The 15303-nt window shown below is 44.7% G+C and carries 12 protein-coding genes and 1 pseudogene; 4 read left to right on the top strand and 9 right to left on the bottom strand.

The annotated features are described in order from the left end of the window. Positions 1-5: 5 nt before the first annotated feature. From wecB to OCU90_RS01005, 3 genes are all read right to left on the bottom strand, one after another. Entirely contained in the window at positions 6-1130 is a 1125-nt protein-coding gene (gene wecB, locus OCU90_RS01015) for a non-hydrolyzing UDP-N-acetylglucosamine 2-epimerase (protein ID WP_061023818.1), read from the bottom strand. Between the two features lie 374 nt (positions 1131-1504). Beyond that, positions 1505-1825, bottom strand: coding sequence for a hypothetical protein (locus tag OCU90_RS01010; RefSeq protein ID WP_061023816.1), 321 nt, complete (start codon positions 1823-1825; stop codon positions 1505-1507). Positions 1826-1975: 150 nt separating this feature from the next. Further along, entirely contained in the window at positions 1976-3148 is a 1173-nt protein-coding gene (locus tag OCU90_RS01005) for a helix-turn-helix domain-containing protein (protein ID WP_061023814.1), read from the bottom strand. A 286-nt stretch (positions 3149-3434) separates the two neighbouring features. Here OCU90_RS01005 and OCU90_RS01000 point away from each other — a divergent pair, with 286 nt between their 5' ends. The 4 genes and pseudogenes from OCU90_RS01000 (at position 3435) to OCU90_RS00985 (ending at position 6505) form a co-directional block, all read left to right on the top strand. Further along, entirely contained in the window at positions 3435-3908 is a 474-nt protein-coding gene (locus OCU90_RS01000) for a hypothetical protein (RefSeq protein WP_061023811.1), read from the top strand. Next, positions 3860-4432 (top strand): N-acetylmuramoyl-L-alanine amidase, encoded by a 573-nt coding sequence (locus tag OCU90_RS00995; protein WP_061023809.1) that lies wholly within the window; start codon positions 3860-3862, stop codon positions 4430-4432. The genes OCU90_RS01000 and OCU90_RS00995 overlap by 49 nt, the downstream gene beginning before the upstream one ends. A 161-nt stretch (positions 4433-4593) precedes the next feature. Continuing rightward, positions 4594-4929, top strand: coding sequence for a hypothetical protein (locus tag OCU90_RS00990; RefSeq protein WP_029224976.1), 336 nt, complete (start codon positions 4594-4596; stop codon positions 4927-4929). Positions 4930-5333: 404 nt separating this feature from the next. Continuing rightward, positions 5334-6505 (top strand): annotated as a pseudogene (locus OCU90_RS00985) (IS3 family transposase). A 115-nt stretch (positions 6506-6620) separates the two neighbouring features. On the opposite strand, the gene OCU90_RS00980 reads toward OCU90_RS00985, so the two are convergent. The 6 genes from OCU90_RS00980 to OCU90_RS00955 form a co-directional block, all read right to left on the bottom strand. Beyond that, positions 6621-8792 (bottom strand): polysaccharide biosynthesis tyrosine autokinase, encoded by a 2172-nt coding sequence (locus OCU90_RS00980; protein WP_099426143.1) that lies wholly within the window; start codon positions 8790-8792, stop codon positions 6621-6623. Between the two features lie 138 nt (positions 8793-8930). After that, positions 8931-9371, bottom strand: coding sequence for a low molecular weight protein-tyrosine-phosphatase (locus OCU90_RS00975; protein ID WP_061023805.1), 441 nt, complete (start codon positions 9369-9371; stop codon positions 8931-8933). A gap of 171 nt (positions 9372-9542) precedes the next feature. Then, entirely contained in the window at positions 9543-10676 is a 1134-nt protein-coding gene (locus OCU90_RS00970) for a polysaccharide export protein (RefSeq protein ID WP_061023886.1), read from the bottom strand. A gap of 509 nt (positions 10677-11185) precedes the next feature. Next, positions 11186-13483 (bottom strand): YjbH domain-containing protein, encoded by a 2298-nt coding sequence (locus OCU90_RS00965; protein ID WP_061023803.1) that lies wholly within the window; start codon positions 13481-13483, stop codon positions 11186-11188. After that, positions 13483-14442, bottom strand: coding sequence for a capsule biosynthesis GfcC family protein (locus tag OCU90_RS00960; RefSeq protein WP_061023801.1), 960 nt, complete (start codon positions 14440-14442; stop codon positions 13483-13485). Before OCU90_RS00960 ends, OCU90_RS00965 begins: the two co-directional genes overlap by 1 nt. Positions 14443-14463: 21 nt before the next feature. Then, a complete protein-coding gene (locus OCU90_RS00955; RefSeq protein WP_061023799.1) occupies positions 14464-15168 on the bottom strand; it encodes a YjbF family lipoprotein in 705 nt (234 codons plus the stop codon). Positions 15169-15303: the final 135 nt, after the last annotated feature.

The following is a 15303-nucleotide window of genomic DNA, read 5'->3' as shown; positions in this document are numbered from 1 at the left end:
AATTCTTAACTTTCTAATTCGTTTAAAATTCTTTGGCACGCTTTGCCATCACCGTAAGGGTTATGAGCAAAACTCATCGCTTGATATGCAGATTTATCGATCAGTAATGTATGTAAGTTCGTTGTGATCGTATTTACGTCAGTTCCAACTAACTTAACCGTCCCCGCTTCAATGGCTTCTGGTCGCTCGGTTGTATCTCGCATAACTAATACAGGTTTGCCTAAAGAGGGCGCTTCTTCTTGAATACCACCAGAGTCAGTCAAGATAATGTGCGCGCGACTCATTAAGTAGATAAATGGCAGGTATTGCTGAGGCTCAATAAGATGAATATTGTCAATGTCAGCAAGAATACGATTGACTGGTTCACGCACATTTGGATTTAGATGCATCGGATAAAGAATTTGCGTATCTGGATGTGCTTTTGCAGTGATAGCTAGCGATTCACAAATACGCTCGAAACCACCACCAAAGCTTTCACGGCGATGGCCCGTCACCAGGATCAGTTTTTTGTTTGCGTCTAAGAACGGGAACTGAGCAGAAAGCGTTGCATTCAAATCTTTATCAGAATCAATCTTGTCTTTAACCATCAGTAATGCATCAATGACGGTATTACCCGTTACTGAAATATTTTCTGGATTAAAGTTCTCTTTGAGCAGATTTTCTTTTGACGTTGGCGTTGGTGCAAAGTGATATTTGGTTAGCGTGCCAGTTAGACGACGGTTACCTTCTTCTGGCCACGGAGAGTAAATATTGCCCGTACGAAGGCCGGCTTCAACATGACCAACTGCGATTTGCTCATAGTAAGCCGCTAAGCTTGCCGCGAACGTCGTTGCCGTATCACCGTGCACTAAAACCACATCAGGTTTGAACTCTTCTAGCACTGGTTTAAGCTCTAACAAAATACGCGCCGTCACTTCATTCAGCGTTTGACCGGCTTTCATTAAGTTCAAATCGTAGTCTGGCGTGATTTCAAATAGCTCTAATACTTGGTCAAGCATTTCACGGTGCTGAGCAGTCACACAGCACTTGGCTTCAAAGCGCTCATCAGCTGCTAGAGCATGGACAAGAGGCGCCATTTTGATGGCTTCTGGACGCGTGCCAAAAACCGTAAGAATTTTTTTCTTAGTCATTTTATGAAGTTTCCAACCGACAGGTGAAATTAAAGAAGTGATTTTTTATGAATTATTACCTCAGCAATGTTAAGCCATTGAGACACTTTTTATTCATTTTGAGACAATCTATTTTCGACAATCCCTTATAAAACCTAGATTTTGCTTACTTTCTTAAACCGCCCCAATAGGCCAAAAAACGGCTAATCAAACCTTTCCTGCTTGCCATCCATCCGAATTTGGGTACGCTACCGCCCTTAGGTTTGGCTCCTAAAGGCAATAATTACAATTTGTACGCTTTATGCGGTTTTCATACGGTTTTAAATATGCGGAGCATTCTAGCAAAGTAAGTGCATATTAACCAGTTTGAAATTGACTCTGGCATGACAAACAACTCACCACGCATTCAGCCACCGGAAGCATTGTACGTCTTGCAGGTATTGAGTGCCGATGTGGTAGCGGTTTTCTTGTGCTGCATCGCAATAGCGCTTTTCTATATCAATGAAAATATTGCCGTTTCGGTATAGCGACACGAAGCTTGGGTTGTTGTTTACCTCCAATAACGCTTTAATCTCAGTACGTGTTAGCCCTTGTGGGTAATGGGTAACAAGCAGTTTCAAGAACTCGCCAATGCGCCCTTCTACTCGCGCTATTTCTTTCTCTAAAATGGTTGCTTTTTCTTCCGTTGTCAGTTTTTTTAGGCTGATATAGTCCATTTGCCCTCTCCCTAATTCTACTTTTGTATCTTGACGTTTTTTGTCCGTATTCGCGTTTGGTCTGCCCTAGCCTTTGGTTTTCCTAAGCTCTTTGTTTTCAATAGCTTTGGGCTGTGCGAACAAGCGCTTCGCCTGTGAGTAATCGAATGGTCACTGCTTAGAATCCGTGCCGGGCGATTTAGCTTGAACTAGGGCCTTGATGCGCGCTTCGAACGGGTTGGTGGTGCTTTTGGCTTTGTAGTCCGCGAGGGCTTGAGATACGGGCGTGGGGTTTTGAGATTTGCTTTCGGCTTGATTGCTTTTGATAGGCTGCGCTTGGTTTGAAGCAGCTGTAGGCGCATCTACTTTTATTGCTCCTACGGCTTTTATCGATTGAGCTTTCTTTGAGGGTTTCACCGCTTTTGTTTGCTTAACCGTTTTTGCTTGTTTAGCCGCTCTTGTTTGCTTAAAGAGTGGCGATGAGTCTCGCTTCGCTTTGGCTTGGGCGCTTCTTCTTAGCCAGCCATTCACAAAGTGGCCTATGTGCTCGAAGGGCTTGCGCTTATCCGGGTTGATGTACAGCCACGCTTGCATGGCATGCAGTTCTTGCAGCACATCTAACTTTGGGTAGGTGCGTTCTAATATGGTGGTGAACTCATGATAAATCGGCGCGCTGCCCTCTTTGGTGAGCAGGTGAATTACAGCTTCACTCTTTTGGCTTATTGGTTTGGTGGCGTTGGCTTGAGGTGTCGAGATCTCATGTTCTTCAGAACCGCTTAGGGGATCAAGCACATCGGTGTCATCCAAGATGCCGTTTTTCAAACTCAACTCTGTTTTATGTTCTTTATGAAAGATTATGTGTGCAGGATGATCACTCTCCGTGTTGGATCTTGAGTCACCCTGGTGGGTGTCTGAATGATCTGTTTTCTCTGCTCGCTCTGTCTTCTGTGCATTTTCTGGCGAGGCTGGCGGTAAGCTTGTTTGTTCTACATTGCCGTTATCTAGGTCGGTTTGATCATTTACGTCTAGAGCTCTGGCTGCTTGGTCTAAATCGGCCTGCTGAATGTGGCTGTCGTTGGGTAGGCGCAGCTGATATATATTGCTGCGCTGGCGCCCTGAATCATCAAACCGCTTTATCCGCTTCACAAAGCCTTGTTTTTCGAGCTCGTTAACGTGTCGTTTCACGGTTCTTACCGACACTTCGCAATATTGCGCTAAGTAATTTAGGGAAGGAAAACACACGCCGCGCGCATCTGCGTTATCGGCCAATTTTAATAACACCAACTTGCTGATAGGCGAGCTGGTTTTTAATGGGGTAAAAGAAAGAATAAGAGAAACACACATGGTTAACGCTCCTTGTTAAATGATCATTCGTACAGAAATCCATTGATATAAAGGGCATTAACAACACTTTTTGGCGCTTTAGGGGCGAAAGGCCTATGCGATAAGTTGTAAGAAAAGATGTTTGGTTAATCACCTCGGATAGATATGCAACATCAACCTTATTGAGCAATAACTTTTCGAAGCACCTCTCACTTTTTTGTGTTCCGCCGTTTCCGCGCTATTCCCGCCAACCCCAATCAAGAATGTTGAAGTACATTGCCCTCCCCATGCAACAATAAGGTGCTTAATGAAGGCGATAGTTTCTCTTTTTATTTCAGCGTACCAACCCGGAATGGCGAGCATCGAGTGCCGTGCTAACACCCTAATTCAGTCGCGCCAGCCGTTATTTTTTAGTGATAGTGATGGGTTTGGCCAAGTACTGAGCTATGAAGCCGGCGGTTATAAAGAAAGCCAAATGGAAGGTTATTATTTTAATGAGGATGAATGCGGTGACGCCCCCAGCTATGAGGATATTTGTTGGATGATCAGCCGAACACGGCGCAGGCAACCACTGGGTTATTACGTGATGTATTTACGTTATGTAAACCACCACTCTGATTATGCCAAAACCGTAGCCACCAGTTTGCGACAACACATCGCACTGCACCCTAATTTAAAAGAATCGTTATCAACGTCTTTAATCGCCTATTTACAACAACACGAGGATTTATTTTGTCAAACACTCCACCAGCAACTGATCGAGTTCCACACCAGCCGTTAAAAGCGTCTGCTGATTCACAAGAACTGGCTGACACGGAAGAGCGAAGCCCTTCGTTAGAGCCTTGTTTTTCACTCGCGCCCTATTCCTTCAGTCTGGTTTCGGTTTTACTCCGTTTGCCTCATTGCCCGGCATTCTCATTTATTACGGTGCATTGCAGCGCCACGCCACCAAGGCAAGATGTAGACGTAGCCGAGATTCGCCGATGGCATAAAAAGAAAGGCTGGCGCGATGTGGGGTACCACTTTGTTATTCGTCGCAATGGGGACGTCGAACTTGGCAGGCCGCTATCGCAAACCGGCGCGCATGTGAAAGGACACAACAAGGGCAATATTGGGATTTGTTTGGTCGGTGGCTGTAATGCTGAGCTGCAACCAGAAGACAGCTTCACACTTGCGCAGCGTAAGGCGCTGTTTGGTTTGACGGCTGCACTGCAAGAGCAGTTCTTGATTTCAGATGAGAATGTTAAAGGGCATAAAGATTGGGGCGTGAATAAGGCGTGTCCGGTTATGGCTTTAAGAGCTTAAGAGCAGATGCGGGATGCGGGATGCGGGATGCGGGATTCGAGTAAGCGAGATGCGAAAAGCAGGAAGAGCGGATGCGAGTGACGGGTAGCGAGATTCGAAAGGCTTAAGAGCGGGAGTGACAAGAAAGGCGGTATATAACCATCAATCAAACAAGGAGCAGTATGACATTGTTCGGAAGAATATTCGGGAGCCAGTCTTCTATTAGCAAGGGGTTAGATGCACTCACCAACACAGGAGATGCGATGTTTTTTACTGATGAAGAAAAAGCGAAGCACAAGCTGGCACTGCTTAAAGCGTATGAACCTTTTAAGTTGGTACAACGCTACATTGTGTTGTTGTTCACCATCCCTTATGTAGCACTGCATGTGATGGTGATTCTGGGCTGTATGCACGGTTACGATTGGAAACCGTTGGGGGAAATGACGAATGAAGCGTTTGGTTATCCAGTGTTAGCGGCGATTGGTTTGTATTTAACGGGGGGAGTTATAAAGAAGTAGAAGTGCAGATGCGAGTAACGGGTAAACGGGATGCGAAAAGCGGAAAACAGAGATGGATATTGGATAACTTCTGAACTCGCCCCCCTATTAGACTCCGTCATTCCAGAATTGAGGGACGAAATATCTGGAATCTCAATGTCACGCTCAATTTACATGTTTGGAACCCACGACGAAAAGAGATTCCCTATCACGCTCGTGCCTCGCTGTAGGGAATGACGCCGTTATTTTTTACTATTAGGTGAAGAGATAAGATACAAGTAAACGGGATGCGAAGAGCTTAAAAGAATAGATGCGGGTAGCGGGTAAACGAGTAACGAAGAGATGAAGAGATGAAGAGCGGATTCGAGTGGCGCTTTTGATGTGACCCCATAAAAGTAGACACTTAATACAGAGCATTGAGTGTCATGAAAGTAAAATCACAAAGACAATATACAGACGAATTTAAACGAGAAGCTGTTCAGCGATCTCTCGATTCTTCTGATACCGTTAAGTCAGTAGCACTATCCTTAGGAATATCGCCGGTGCTACTTTCTAAATGGAGATGCCAAATGACATCGAAAAAGACTAACTCCCTCCCAATACCTAACCACGGCCCCGAAAAATCCGTTGCACAACTGGAGGAAGAGATCCGTCAATTGAAAAAGAAGCTTGAGATGGCAGAGGTGGAGAATGATTTCTTAAAGGAAGCGAAGGCTTTCTTCGACAGCCAAAAAGAATAAGGTTCGAGTATATCCTTAAGAAGGCCAGTGTGAAGCTTCCTGTCATACGACTATGCCAATGGTTGGGCGTTTCTAAAGCGGGTTATTACAAGTGGCTAACAAGGAAACCATCGAAGCGAGAGACAGACAATGAGTCTTTAAGTCACTACTTGAGGAGAGAAAGCAAAGCTCAGTATTGTATTCCAGGCTATCGAAAGCTTTGGGAAGCAGCAATCGCTAACGGCTTTATTTGTAATAAAAAGCGAGTACAGAGGCTTCTGCAGAATATGGGCTATAGCTCTTGCGCGAGCAAGAAGCGATATGGACGAGCGCCAAGACAAAATACGCTTATACCTGCCTATAACATTCTTGCCCGTCAATTTAAGGTGGATAAACCCGATCGAGTTTGGGTGTCAGATATAACTCAGGTGCGCTGTACTGATGGTTGGCAATACCTGTGCGTCGTCTTAGATTTGTTTTCACGCAAAGTGATTGGTTGATCGACAAGTCGCATTAATAACGCAAAGTTAGTGCTAAGAAGCCTGAATAAGGCTTGGGAACAAAGGCAGCCCTTAGGTCACGAGCTTTTGTTTCACTCCGATCAAGGTATACAGTATCGAGCGTTGGAGACGATCCGTTGGCACCGTAAACGAAAGATTAAAGTCAGCATGTCGAGAAAAGGAAACTGTTGGGACAACGCTTGTTCCGAAAGCTTCTTTGCGCAATATAAGACAGAGTGGATGAACAACTTAGATCAGCTTTCACGACAAGAAATGACGATGCAGAGTCGAATTTATATCGATACCTATTATAATCCAGTAAGAAGACATGGGACTCTAGGTGGAATGAGTCCCATGGACTTTGAACTAATCAACTAAACCCCTGTGTCTACTTTTTAGGGGCCATATCACTTTTCGTATCTCGCCACTCTCATCTCGTATCTGCCTTTCAGCTCTTCGTTACCCGGTTACTCGCATCTCGTTACAGCTTTCTTTACTTCTTGTCGCTCGAATACGTGTAGTTGTAGTAACCGTAGCCGTATGAGCTTGAAGCTTTCTTCTCGATGGCGTTGAAGATAACGCCTTTCACTTCGATACCGGATTGTTCAAAACGGTTACGAGCCACATCGATCTCTTTAATGGTGTTTTGACCGTAGCGCGCGACCATCAAGGTGGTGCCAGCGAAGGCACCGACAATGCTTGGGTCGGTTACCGCCAGTACTGGCGGGGTATCAACAATCACCAAGTCATACTCTTTTGATGCCCACTCCATTAGCTCTGCAAAGCGTGGGTGCATCAGCAACTCTGATGGGTTGGGTGGCACTTGGCCACGAGTAAGAATATCTAAGTTTTCAACTGGGGTTGGTTTAATGGATTGAGCAAACTCTTGCTTGCTGCTCAATACATCAGAAAGGCCATTGTCCCATTTCACACCAAAGCTTTGTTGTAGGTAACCTTTACGCATATCGGCATCAATCAACAATACCTTTTGACCCGTTTTTGCGGCTACTGCAGCAAAGTTGTTCGAGATGAATGATTTACCGATACCCGGTGCAGGGCCAGAGATCATCAAAACGTTATTTTTCGCTTCGAGCATCGCAAAGTGCAAGCTGGTACGAAGGCCGCGCAGTGCTTCAACCGAAAGATCCGCAGGGTTCGATTCAGCAAGCAGTGCTTGAGTGCCCTTGGTTTGTTGTTTCTTCGATTTAAAGCGGTTGGTTAGCTCAATTTGTAAATCTGATTTTGGTACCGCTGCGTATACCGGAAGGCCGATTTGTTCAATTTGGTCAGGGCTTTCAACACCACGGTGAAACGCCGCTTTCACCAATACAAATGCGACACTTAACATGCCACCCAGCAACGTTGCTAATACAACAATCAGCGGCTTCTTCGGTTTAACGGCACCAGAATAAGCCTGCGCGTCATCTAAGATACGAACATTACCAACGGTACCCGCTTTAATGATGCTTAGCTCTTGAACCTTGTTTAATAACTGGATGTAGATCTGTTGGTTTACTTCAACGTCACGTGTCATACGCAGTACTTCACGCTGTGTTTTTGGCAGCTTTTGCACTTGCTTGTTTAAGCGATCTTTCTCTCCCAATAACGTTTTACGTTTATCAAGCAGGGCTTTGTATGCTGGGTGATCTTTAGTGAAACGTTGGCTGATTTCACTCTCTTTAAACGTCAGTTCATTTAATTGCGCTTCAAGCGCTACCATTACCTTCAAGGTTGATTGTGCTTCTAAGCCTAAGTCGATCGATTCGTTCTTTTGACGGTAATTGTTCAGTACGTCTTCATAGCCAGTTAGCTCAGATTTAATGCCCGGAAGGTGGCTTTCTAAGAACTCTAGGCTCTTCTCTGCTTCTGCTGAATTACGCTTCACATTTTGTAAGAAGTAGATCTGGCTTATGTGGTTAAGGAGCTCAGAAATCTGCTGTTTGTTTTCGCCTTCAAAACTTAACTTCAGAATACCGGTTTGCTTTCCTTGCTCAGCCAAAGACAAAGAAGATTTCAACCATTCGATCGCTTGTAATCGGCTACGTTGGCCAATCGAGAATTCAAAACCGTTATGAGATTCGAAACCTGCCACGAACAAGCTGTAGTCGTCGGCGGTGGCTAGCTCACCCACTTTGCCTTTTAAGATAACGCGCTCATCGTCACGAACCAATTGGTAAGTACCCTGTTCGGCATCAACGATCTGAATAGTGTGTGCGTAATCGCTCGCATAGCTTGGCAAGGTAAAACGACTCACTGCGATGTGGTTGATGTCGCCGGTTAAGCGAGCAAACCCTTTACCTACGATAGGTGCATAGTTAGGTGAGGTCACAGTAGTTAAGTTAAACTTATCCACCGTTTCACCCAAGATCATACGAGATTTGATGATCTCCACTTCTGTCGTGGCAGAAGATTCCTGAGAGAACAACTCGCCCATGTCACCGACCATTGAAGAAATGCCGCCAGAGCTCTTCTCTTCAATTTGGATCAGTGCATCGGCTTTGTATATCGGCGTTGAAAGTAGAGCAAACGCAATACCAAACACAGCAAAAACGAATGTGGTCAGCATGATTAGCCATTTAGCGTCCAGCAGAATGCCAAGCAGTTTTCCTAAATCTATCTCATCAGAGTTATCTGTATGCGATTGCTGAGAGGGTTGTGTTGTCATTTGTTTGCTACTTCCTAAATTATTGCTATTTAAGAGACGATATATACGCTCCGCGTACTTCTCTTCTATATGATTCTGTTGGTGGTTTAGCCACACCTACGTGTAGAGCATGACATTTAAAAAGCTGTATTTTTAAACCTACAGTTTTTTTGCCCACGCTTGTGCGGCTTCGTCAATCAGCTTATAAGCGTGTTCAAAGGCTTCACGGCTTTGACGGTAAGGGTCAGGAATGTCTTTTTGGCCAATCCACTGACCAAATAGCATGGTTTTACCACGCGCCTCTGGCGATATTTGAGTCAGCGCTTCTAAATGGCCCTTCTCCATCACCAAGATCAAGTCATACTGAGCACAAAGCTGTGGCGTCACTTGCTGAGACTGATGGTTTTCAACATCGACCCCATTTTCAGCGGCAATTAAGATTGCAGTATCGTCTGCAGGCTTGCCGATTAAACGACTTTTTTCAGCAGCGATGCCAGCAGAGGCTACCTCTTTGTTCGGTAGCAATTTTTGAAGAACGCGCTCTCCCGTCGGGGAACGACAAATGTTACCTACACAGACCACTAAAATTTTATTAAACATAACTGACTTCTAATTGTAATGGGCTTATCAAGCTGAACGTAGCTATAAGCTAAATGATTTAATAAACGAAACAAGCTTTTAAACTGAGTTTACCGGCAAACTGTAATGTATTTATAAGCATAAAAAATCAGGTTACACGTTAAGTGCAACCTGATGATTAATATTCAGTTATTACCAATTACGGACGCGCAACATACCTTCGGTTAGGTTGTTGAAGCCTGAAATGGTCGGTACAAGCTGACCAATGACACGGTTCCAGCGGCTGATTGGTGCTGCCGTTACGTAAACAATATCATAAGGCTTTAAATCAAACTCGGTACCAATGACTAAAGCTGATGCGTCTTCCATATTCAGTTGGTAGATGTCCGCCATGCGTTCTGATTTATCATCTGAAGTTCGGATCACAAACACACCGGTTGCATCAGCAGTCAGCTGGTTGATACCACCGACATTACTGAGTGCTTCGGTTAGGCTCATCCCAACGCGATCAATTTTGAGTAGTTGAGGATCGTTCACCTCACCCATCACGAATACTTTCTGATTATCGTTACGAGGTACGTGAACAATATCACCCGCTTGCAGTAAGCGGTTTTGCGTTAGGTCACCACGTTGCATTAAACCGTAGAGAGAAAGGTTCTCTTCCACGCCATTGCGGGTTAATGAAACATTACGCCAATCAGCATCTTCAGACAAACCGCCAGAACGGTTCACAGCATCCAGTAATGTTAGTGGGATATTAGTGATTGGCTGCTGCCCAGGGCTAGACACTTCACCAGTAATGTAGGTTTTCTTAGATCGGAAAGCCGCTACGTTCACATCAACTTGAGGGCTTTCGATGTATTTAGCTAAGCGATTTGCAATATCAGTACGCACTTCGCGAACGGTTTTGCCGGCCACTTCGACGGTACCAATGTACGGGTAAAAGATGGTGCCGTCAGCATGAACCCAGTTACCCGCTTCGGTACTACTACGGTAAGAGCCCGCCGGAATCGTCAGTTCTGGGTGATCCCAAATGGTGATGTTTAAGATATCACCGACGCCCACTTGGTATTCGTATTTTGCAATATCAACATCTAGCGTCGGGTTGGCTTGGGAAACCGATAAAGATTCATTTCGGTAACTCGATACTGATTGCGCTGTCAGTGGGTAAAGGTTAACCACATCAGAGATATCAGATTCTTGCTGTTCCTCTGAAGGCTGAATCACATTCTTGTTGCCAGTAGAAAGGTGAGTTCCTGGAGTAGTACACCCTGCAAGCAATGCAGGAAGGAGCGCTAAAAGGAGACGATTTTTATTAATCTTCATGTTAACCAAGTCATAGAAACGGAATGTGTCGTGATATCCCAAAGGACACCCAAAGAAGTTAGAACAAACAATTTTATCAGCTACGCAGTATTTAAGAGAGTTAAGGAGAACCATTACCGTGACCTCGCTTCCATCTTAATATCAAAGATAGGAACGCTACCGCCCTTTGATATTCCGCGACATCACACTGCGTAGTTAATGTGCCTCTATCTATTTGGAATTGAGATAGAAGTTTTTTGTCGTAAACCGTGTCAAAGAGCGTACTTTCACGCGGTTATTTTATTGCGTAAGCATTATCCACAATCTGTGTTTATTATCAACCTAGTTGAATGGTTAAAGAGCAGATGCGGGATGCGAGTAAACGAGATGCGAAAAGCTAATAAGCAGATGAGAGTAGCGAGATACGAGTAAACGAAGAGATAAGAGCAGGTTCAAATCTCGATTATTCGATACTGCTTTTCCCCTGCTCTTCGTATCCCGCCTACTCGTTACCCGCATCTGCTTTCGATCTATTTAACGCTACTTGGTCTTTGGAACCAAGGTGAGCGCGCATCGGTTTGATCGAACAAGTTGTATTGCTTATTCAGCACTTGTCCGCCATCACGCGTGATCGGTAACCAGGTAAAGCCAGCGCGGCTTGAGCTTGGTTTCACGGTAACGAGATCAAACGGAATCGATACATAGAAGCCTTTGGTGTAGCTGCCTTCACCGTACTCTTCAGTTGTCATGTCGGTTAAGCTGACAAACGCACCGGCAATCACGCCGCTCTTGAACTGCTTAGAGAAATCGACACGAGTACCGATATCACCCGCTAGGAATTTACCCACGCCGACTTTCAGTAAGGTATCGCTCAAGAAGTCCCATTGTGGTGTGTAGTAACCGGTAATGAAACCAGTCGTGCCTTTATCGATCACTTTATACGTTCGGCTGCTGTCGTCTGGGTTGATTTGGATCTCTTCATCAAACGTGCCGAACCAACTCTCAGGATCTCGCTGGCTGATCGCCGTCATATCTGCGCCAATCGCCCAGTTTTGGTTGAATGGTCGATACAGGATTTCGCCACCTACGCCAGCAAACATGCTCTCTAGGTAACCACCGTAAGCTTGGGTGTAGACACCGCTGTCGTAGTCTTCAAACCAAGTCAGTTGTAAACGATCTAAACGAACCGGATCGTCAACATAAGAGCGGAACAATGTTCTTACTCTTGGCGTTTGGTCGGTGCCGTCTGATGGAATTTCGTAATTAAACTTGTCGTAGTTATCAATTAAGTTGACGTAAAGCGAGCCCGACAGTTCGACATTGTTTAACGCCCAGAACGAAGCGTTGGTGTATAAGCCCAAACTGTACAAGTAGAAGTTTTCAGCCGAACCAAACGATTGAGCGAGGTTTGGTGAAATCGACACATCGAATCGCTCTCGCCCATCGTGATAAATCACGGATTTCTTACGCTCTAGGTCGTGAGTGTTTGTTGCGTCACTGGTTTGAGCATTAAGGTAATGATTGTTCGCCGCCGCTTTGAATGCTTGTGCATCTACCGTTGTCTCGGTGAGTTCCAATGATTTATCGTTTTCGATGATTTTATAGGTATCGATGTAACTCGGTACCGCATTGGCAATCACGGTCGCACCGCGTTCAAGGGCGATGTCTCTGTCTCGGTATTTAACCTGAGTGCCCTTTAGCACAATACTGTTATCGTCGACCAAGATTTGTGCTTGTTCATAGCCCGCGACGGTTTCAAGTTCTTCTGCAAGGGCCGCCATGTCAATATCGTCAACCGTCTCGACATCGCTTGGGCGCAATTCTGCTGTTTCGGTATCTCGCCACACAGAATACATTTCATTGAAGTTGGTAGAGAGATCGAAACCAAGGGTTAGCGTATCACCTCGCTCATAGCTCACTTTAGCCGAACCCCAATCAGTGAAACGGTACACAGCGCCGACGTTCCATGGCGTGTGTTGTGTCATGTCGACACCACCGCGCACAACCGGGAAGTCTTGAGAGTAATCATTGCCATCGTATTCAAGCTTCAAGGTTAGCGGCTTATACGGGGTTTGGTATTCAAAGCCGCCATAAATCGCCGCATCACCTTTAAACCAGCGTTCAAAGTCAACACTGCCGCCATTGCCTTTAAAATCAGACGGGCGTTCACAATACTTGTCACTGGCTTTACACAATGGGTTGGTGAAGTTGCCACTGGTGCCCATGTATCCCCAAGCCATGCCCAAGGTAAAATCAACAGGGCCAAAGCGTTTAGTTGCCGCGACAAATTCGCCATCAAACAGACCGGTACCACCGAAGTCACGCACGCCTACCGACACTTCCGGTAAGTAGTACCCTTCTTCGATTAAACGCAGTTTAAAGTCGATGCCTTTATCGGTGTATTTAGTACAGCCACTGAATGAGTTTTGAGAACAATCTTGGTCCGCGCCTCCGCTATAAAGCAGATCTTGTACTTGTGTGTAACGAATGGTGGTTTCAAGCCAAGGCATCACCTGTAGGCTCACGTTATAAAAATGGTATTCATTGTTAAACGAAGCACTAAAATTAAACTCGCCTTCTGTTGCCATTCGGCCTGTTGGCATTTGCATCAAGCCAACACCACCAAAGTTCATTTGTGATGTTCTGTACTCTGTGTCGTCAAATGATGATTTCTCTGCTCTGATCGAAGAGGAATCAATGGTTGTTTCTGCGTTAAGCCTTTCACCACGAACCGTGTCTGCAAATACAAAGGTACTACTGGTCATTAACAAAGCACAGGTAACCGCTGTGCACACTGCCGATAGAGGGAATGATTTCTGTTTCAGCATTACAGGCCAACCTTATGACGTAGCAAATCGACGATATCTTGGTTCAACGTTGAGTATTCTGATGGCAAAGAGTAAAACGCCATAAATACGATGGCACCTGGTGCTAGGTAAACCGGCTGTTCGTTCCAGTAAGCGTATTGAATGGTTTGTACCACGCCATCTGGCTGAACAACATACGCCACGCTTTTATCTGCGGATTCACCAATAAAGCCGTTCGGCAATGCATCGAGATAATCATTCAACGTGCCATGCTCAATCAGATTCATTGTTACCGACTCTTTCATTGCCCCCATCAACTGAATAGATGTTGGTCGTTGTGGTAAGTACAGAGAAAAGGCTTGAGCTTGACTGGCTGACGGCTTGTTAGTATGGGAACTTGAAACAAGCAGTGGATTCTTATCTGATTGAGAGATAACCACATTGCGGTCTAACTCAATAAAAACTCGATTGAGGTATTGGAAAGAGGCTAACTGTTGCTTTACCAGTTTTGCTTCTGGTTCTTCTACCAAGAAAGCATCAAGTTGGTTAAATACATTGCGCTTTTTGGCTTCGATAGTTTTGTTAGCTTCAGTCGCTTGGTTAACTTCAGTAGCTTTATTAGATTCATTAGCTTGAGTATTGGTTTTATCAAACAGTTGAGCCGAAAGGGGGAAGTAACCAATACTGCCGCTAGCATTTTCTTTAGAGCTAGCGTTAGCGTCGTCTAACACCTGAAGCAATCTAACGTTAGCTTTATACTCAAGCGTCACACCTTGAAGAGGAAGCTCAATTGTTGTCTTAACCGAAGGCGTAACAACGTTAGATGCGGCAGAAGCGTAGCTAACAGTACACAGAGAGAACAGCACGCTCAAAGCTAACAAGTTTCTCATCATTAACAGAGCTCTCACCGTTAATAAAGTTCTCACCAATGGCAACCGACGTCCCGTCATTTTTGATGCGTGACTCATATAATTCATCATTTTAGTTCATTACCCTGTTCGTTAATTACTTTGATAATGCTTAAGGACGGTTAACTCAAGCCTTGTCATATCAGGGCCTAAATACTGTATGGTTTTGACCACTTTGCCTTTACTGTCGACCCAATATTCGTTGGTGATGTCTTGCTCTAACATTGGGAAGTTAATTTTTTCTTGGAACTTCTTAGTATCGATAGACGCTAACGGTGTTTCGATCGTTTCATTTCCCGCATACGTTCGGGTGATGTTCGCTTTATAGTCGAATCGATAATTAGGTTGCCAGTCGTACACCGCTTGCCATTTTTGAGCTCCGGGGTTGGCAGACACATCAAACGCAGAAGAAGAATCGGCTGACGAGTTGTTTCCAGAAGAGAACGTATTTAATGGTTGGAATGCCAAACCAGAAAGGTTTTCGTAAGGAAGCAATAGTGTTTGTACGACACGTCCATTTTCAGTGACGATCATCGCTTTGTCAGAAGACATCCACTTTAACTGCTCTGCGCCCGTTTGCGGGTTTTCACCAACGTACGCTAAGACCATGAAGATTTTACCTTGATCATTCACTTCTGCATAAATGCTGGAATAAGGTAAGGTTTGAATGTATCCCTTTGATAGCTCAACATCAGAGCTTCCAAAAAAGGCTTCATCAAAAGTAGAGTTAACGTCTTGAAACTGCTGAGAACAACCAGCAAGAAAAAGACCAAGAGATATGATTAGAGGTTTAAGCATGACGAGTTCTGCTTCCTAGCAATCTGGTTGCTGATGTCCAATATGGAAAATTAATCAATTAGATATAAAAAAACCACTTTATGCTTTCACATAAAATGGTTTTAAACATACATTAACTAAAACATGTATTACTCA

The sequence above is a fragment of the Vibrio splendidus genome (assembly GCF_024347615.1).
GTDB lineage: Bacteria > Pseudomonadota > Gammaproteobacteria > Enterobacterales > Vibrionaceae > Vibrio > Vibrio splendidus.
Note: the sequence above shows the minus strand (reverse complement) of the source record. Positions and strands in the feature narration are given on the sequence as shown.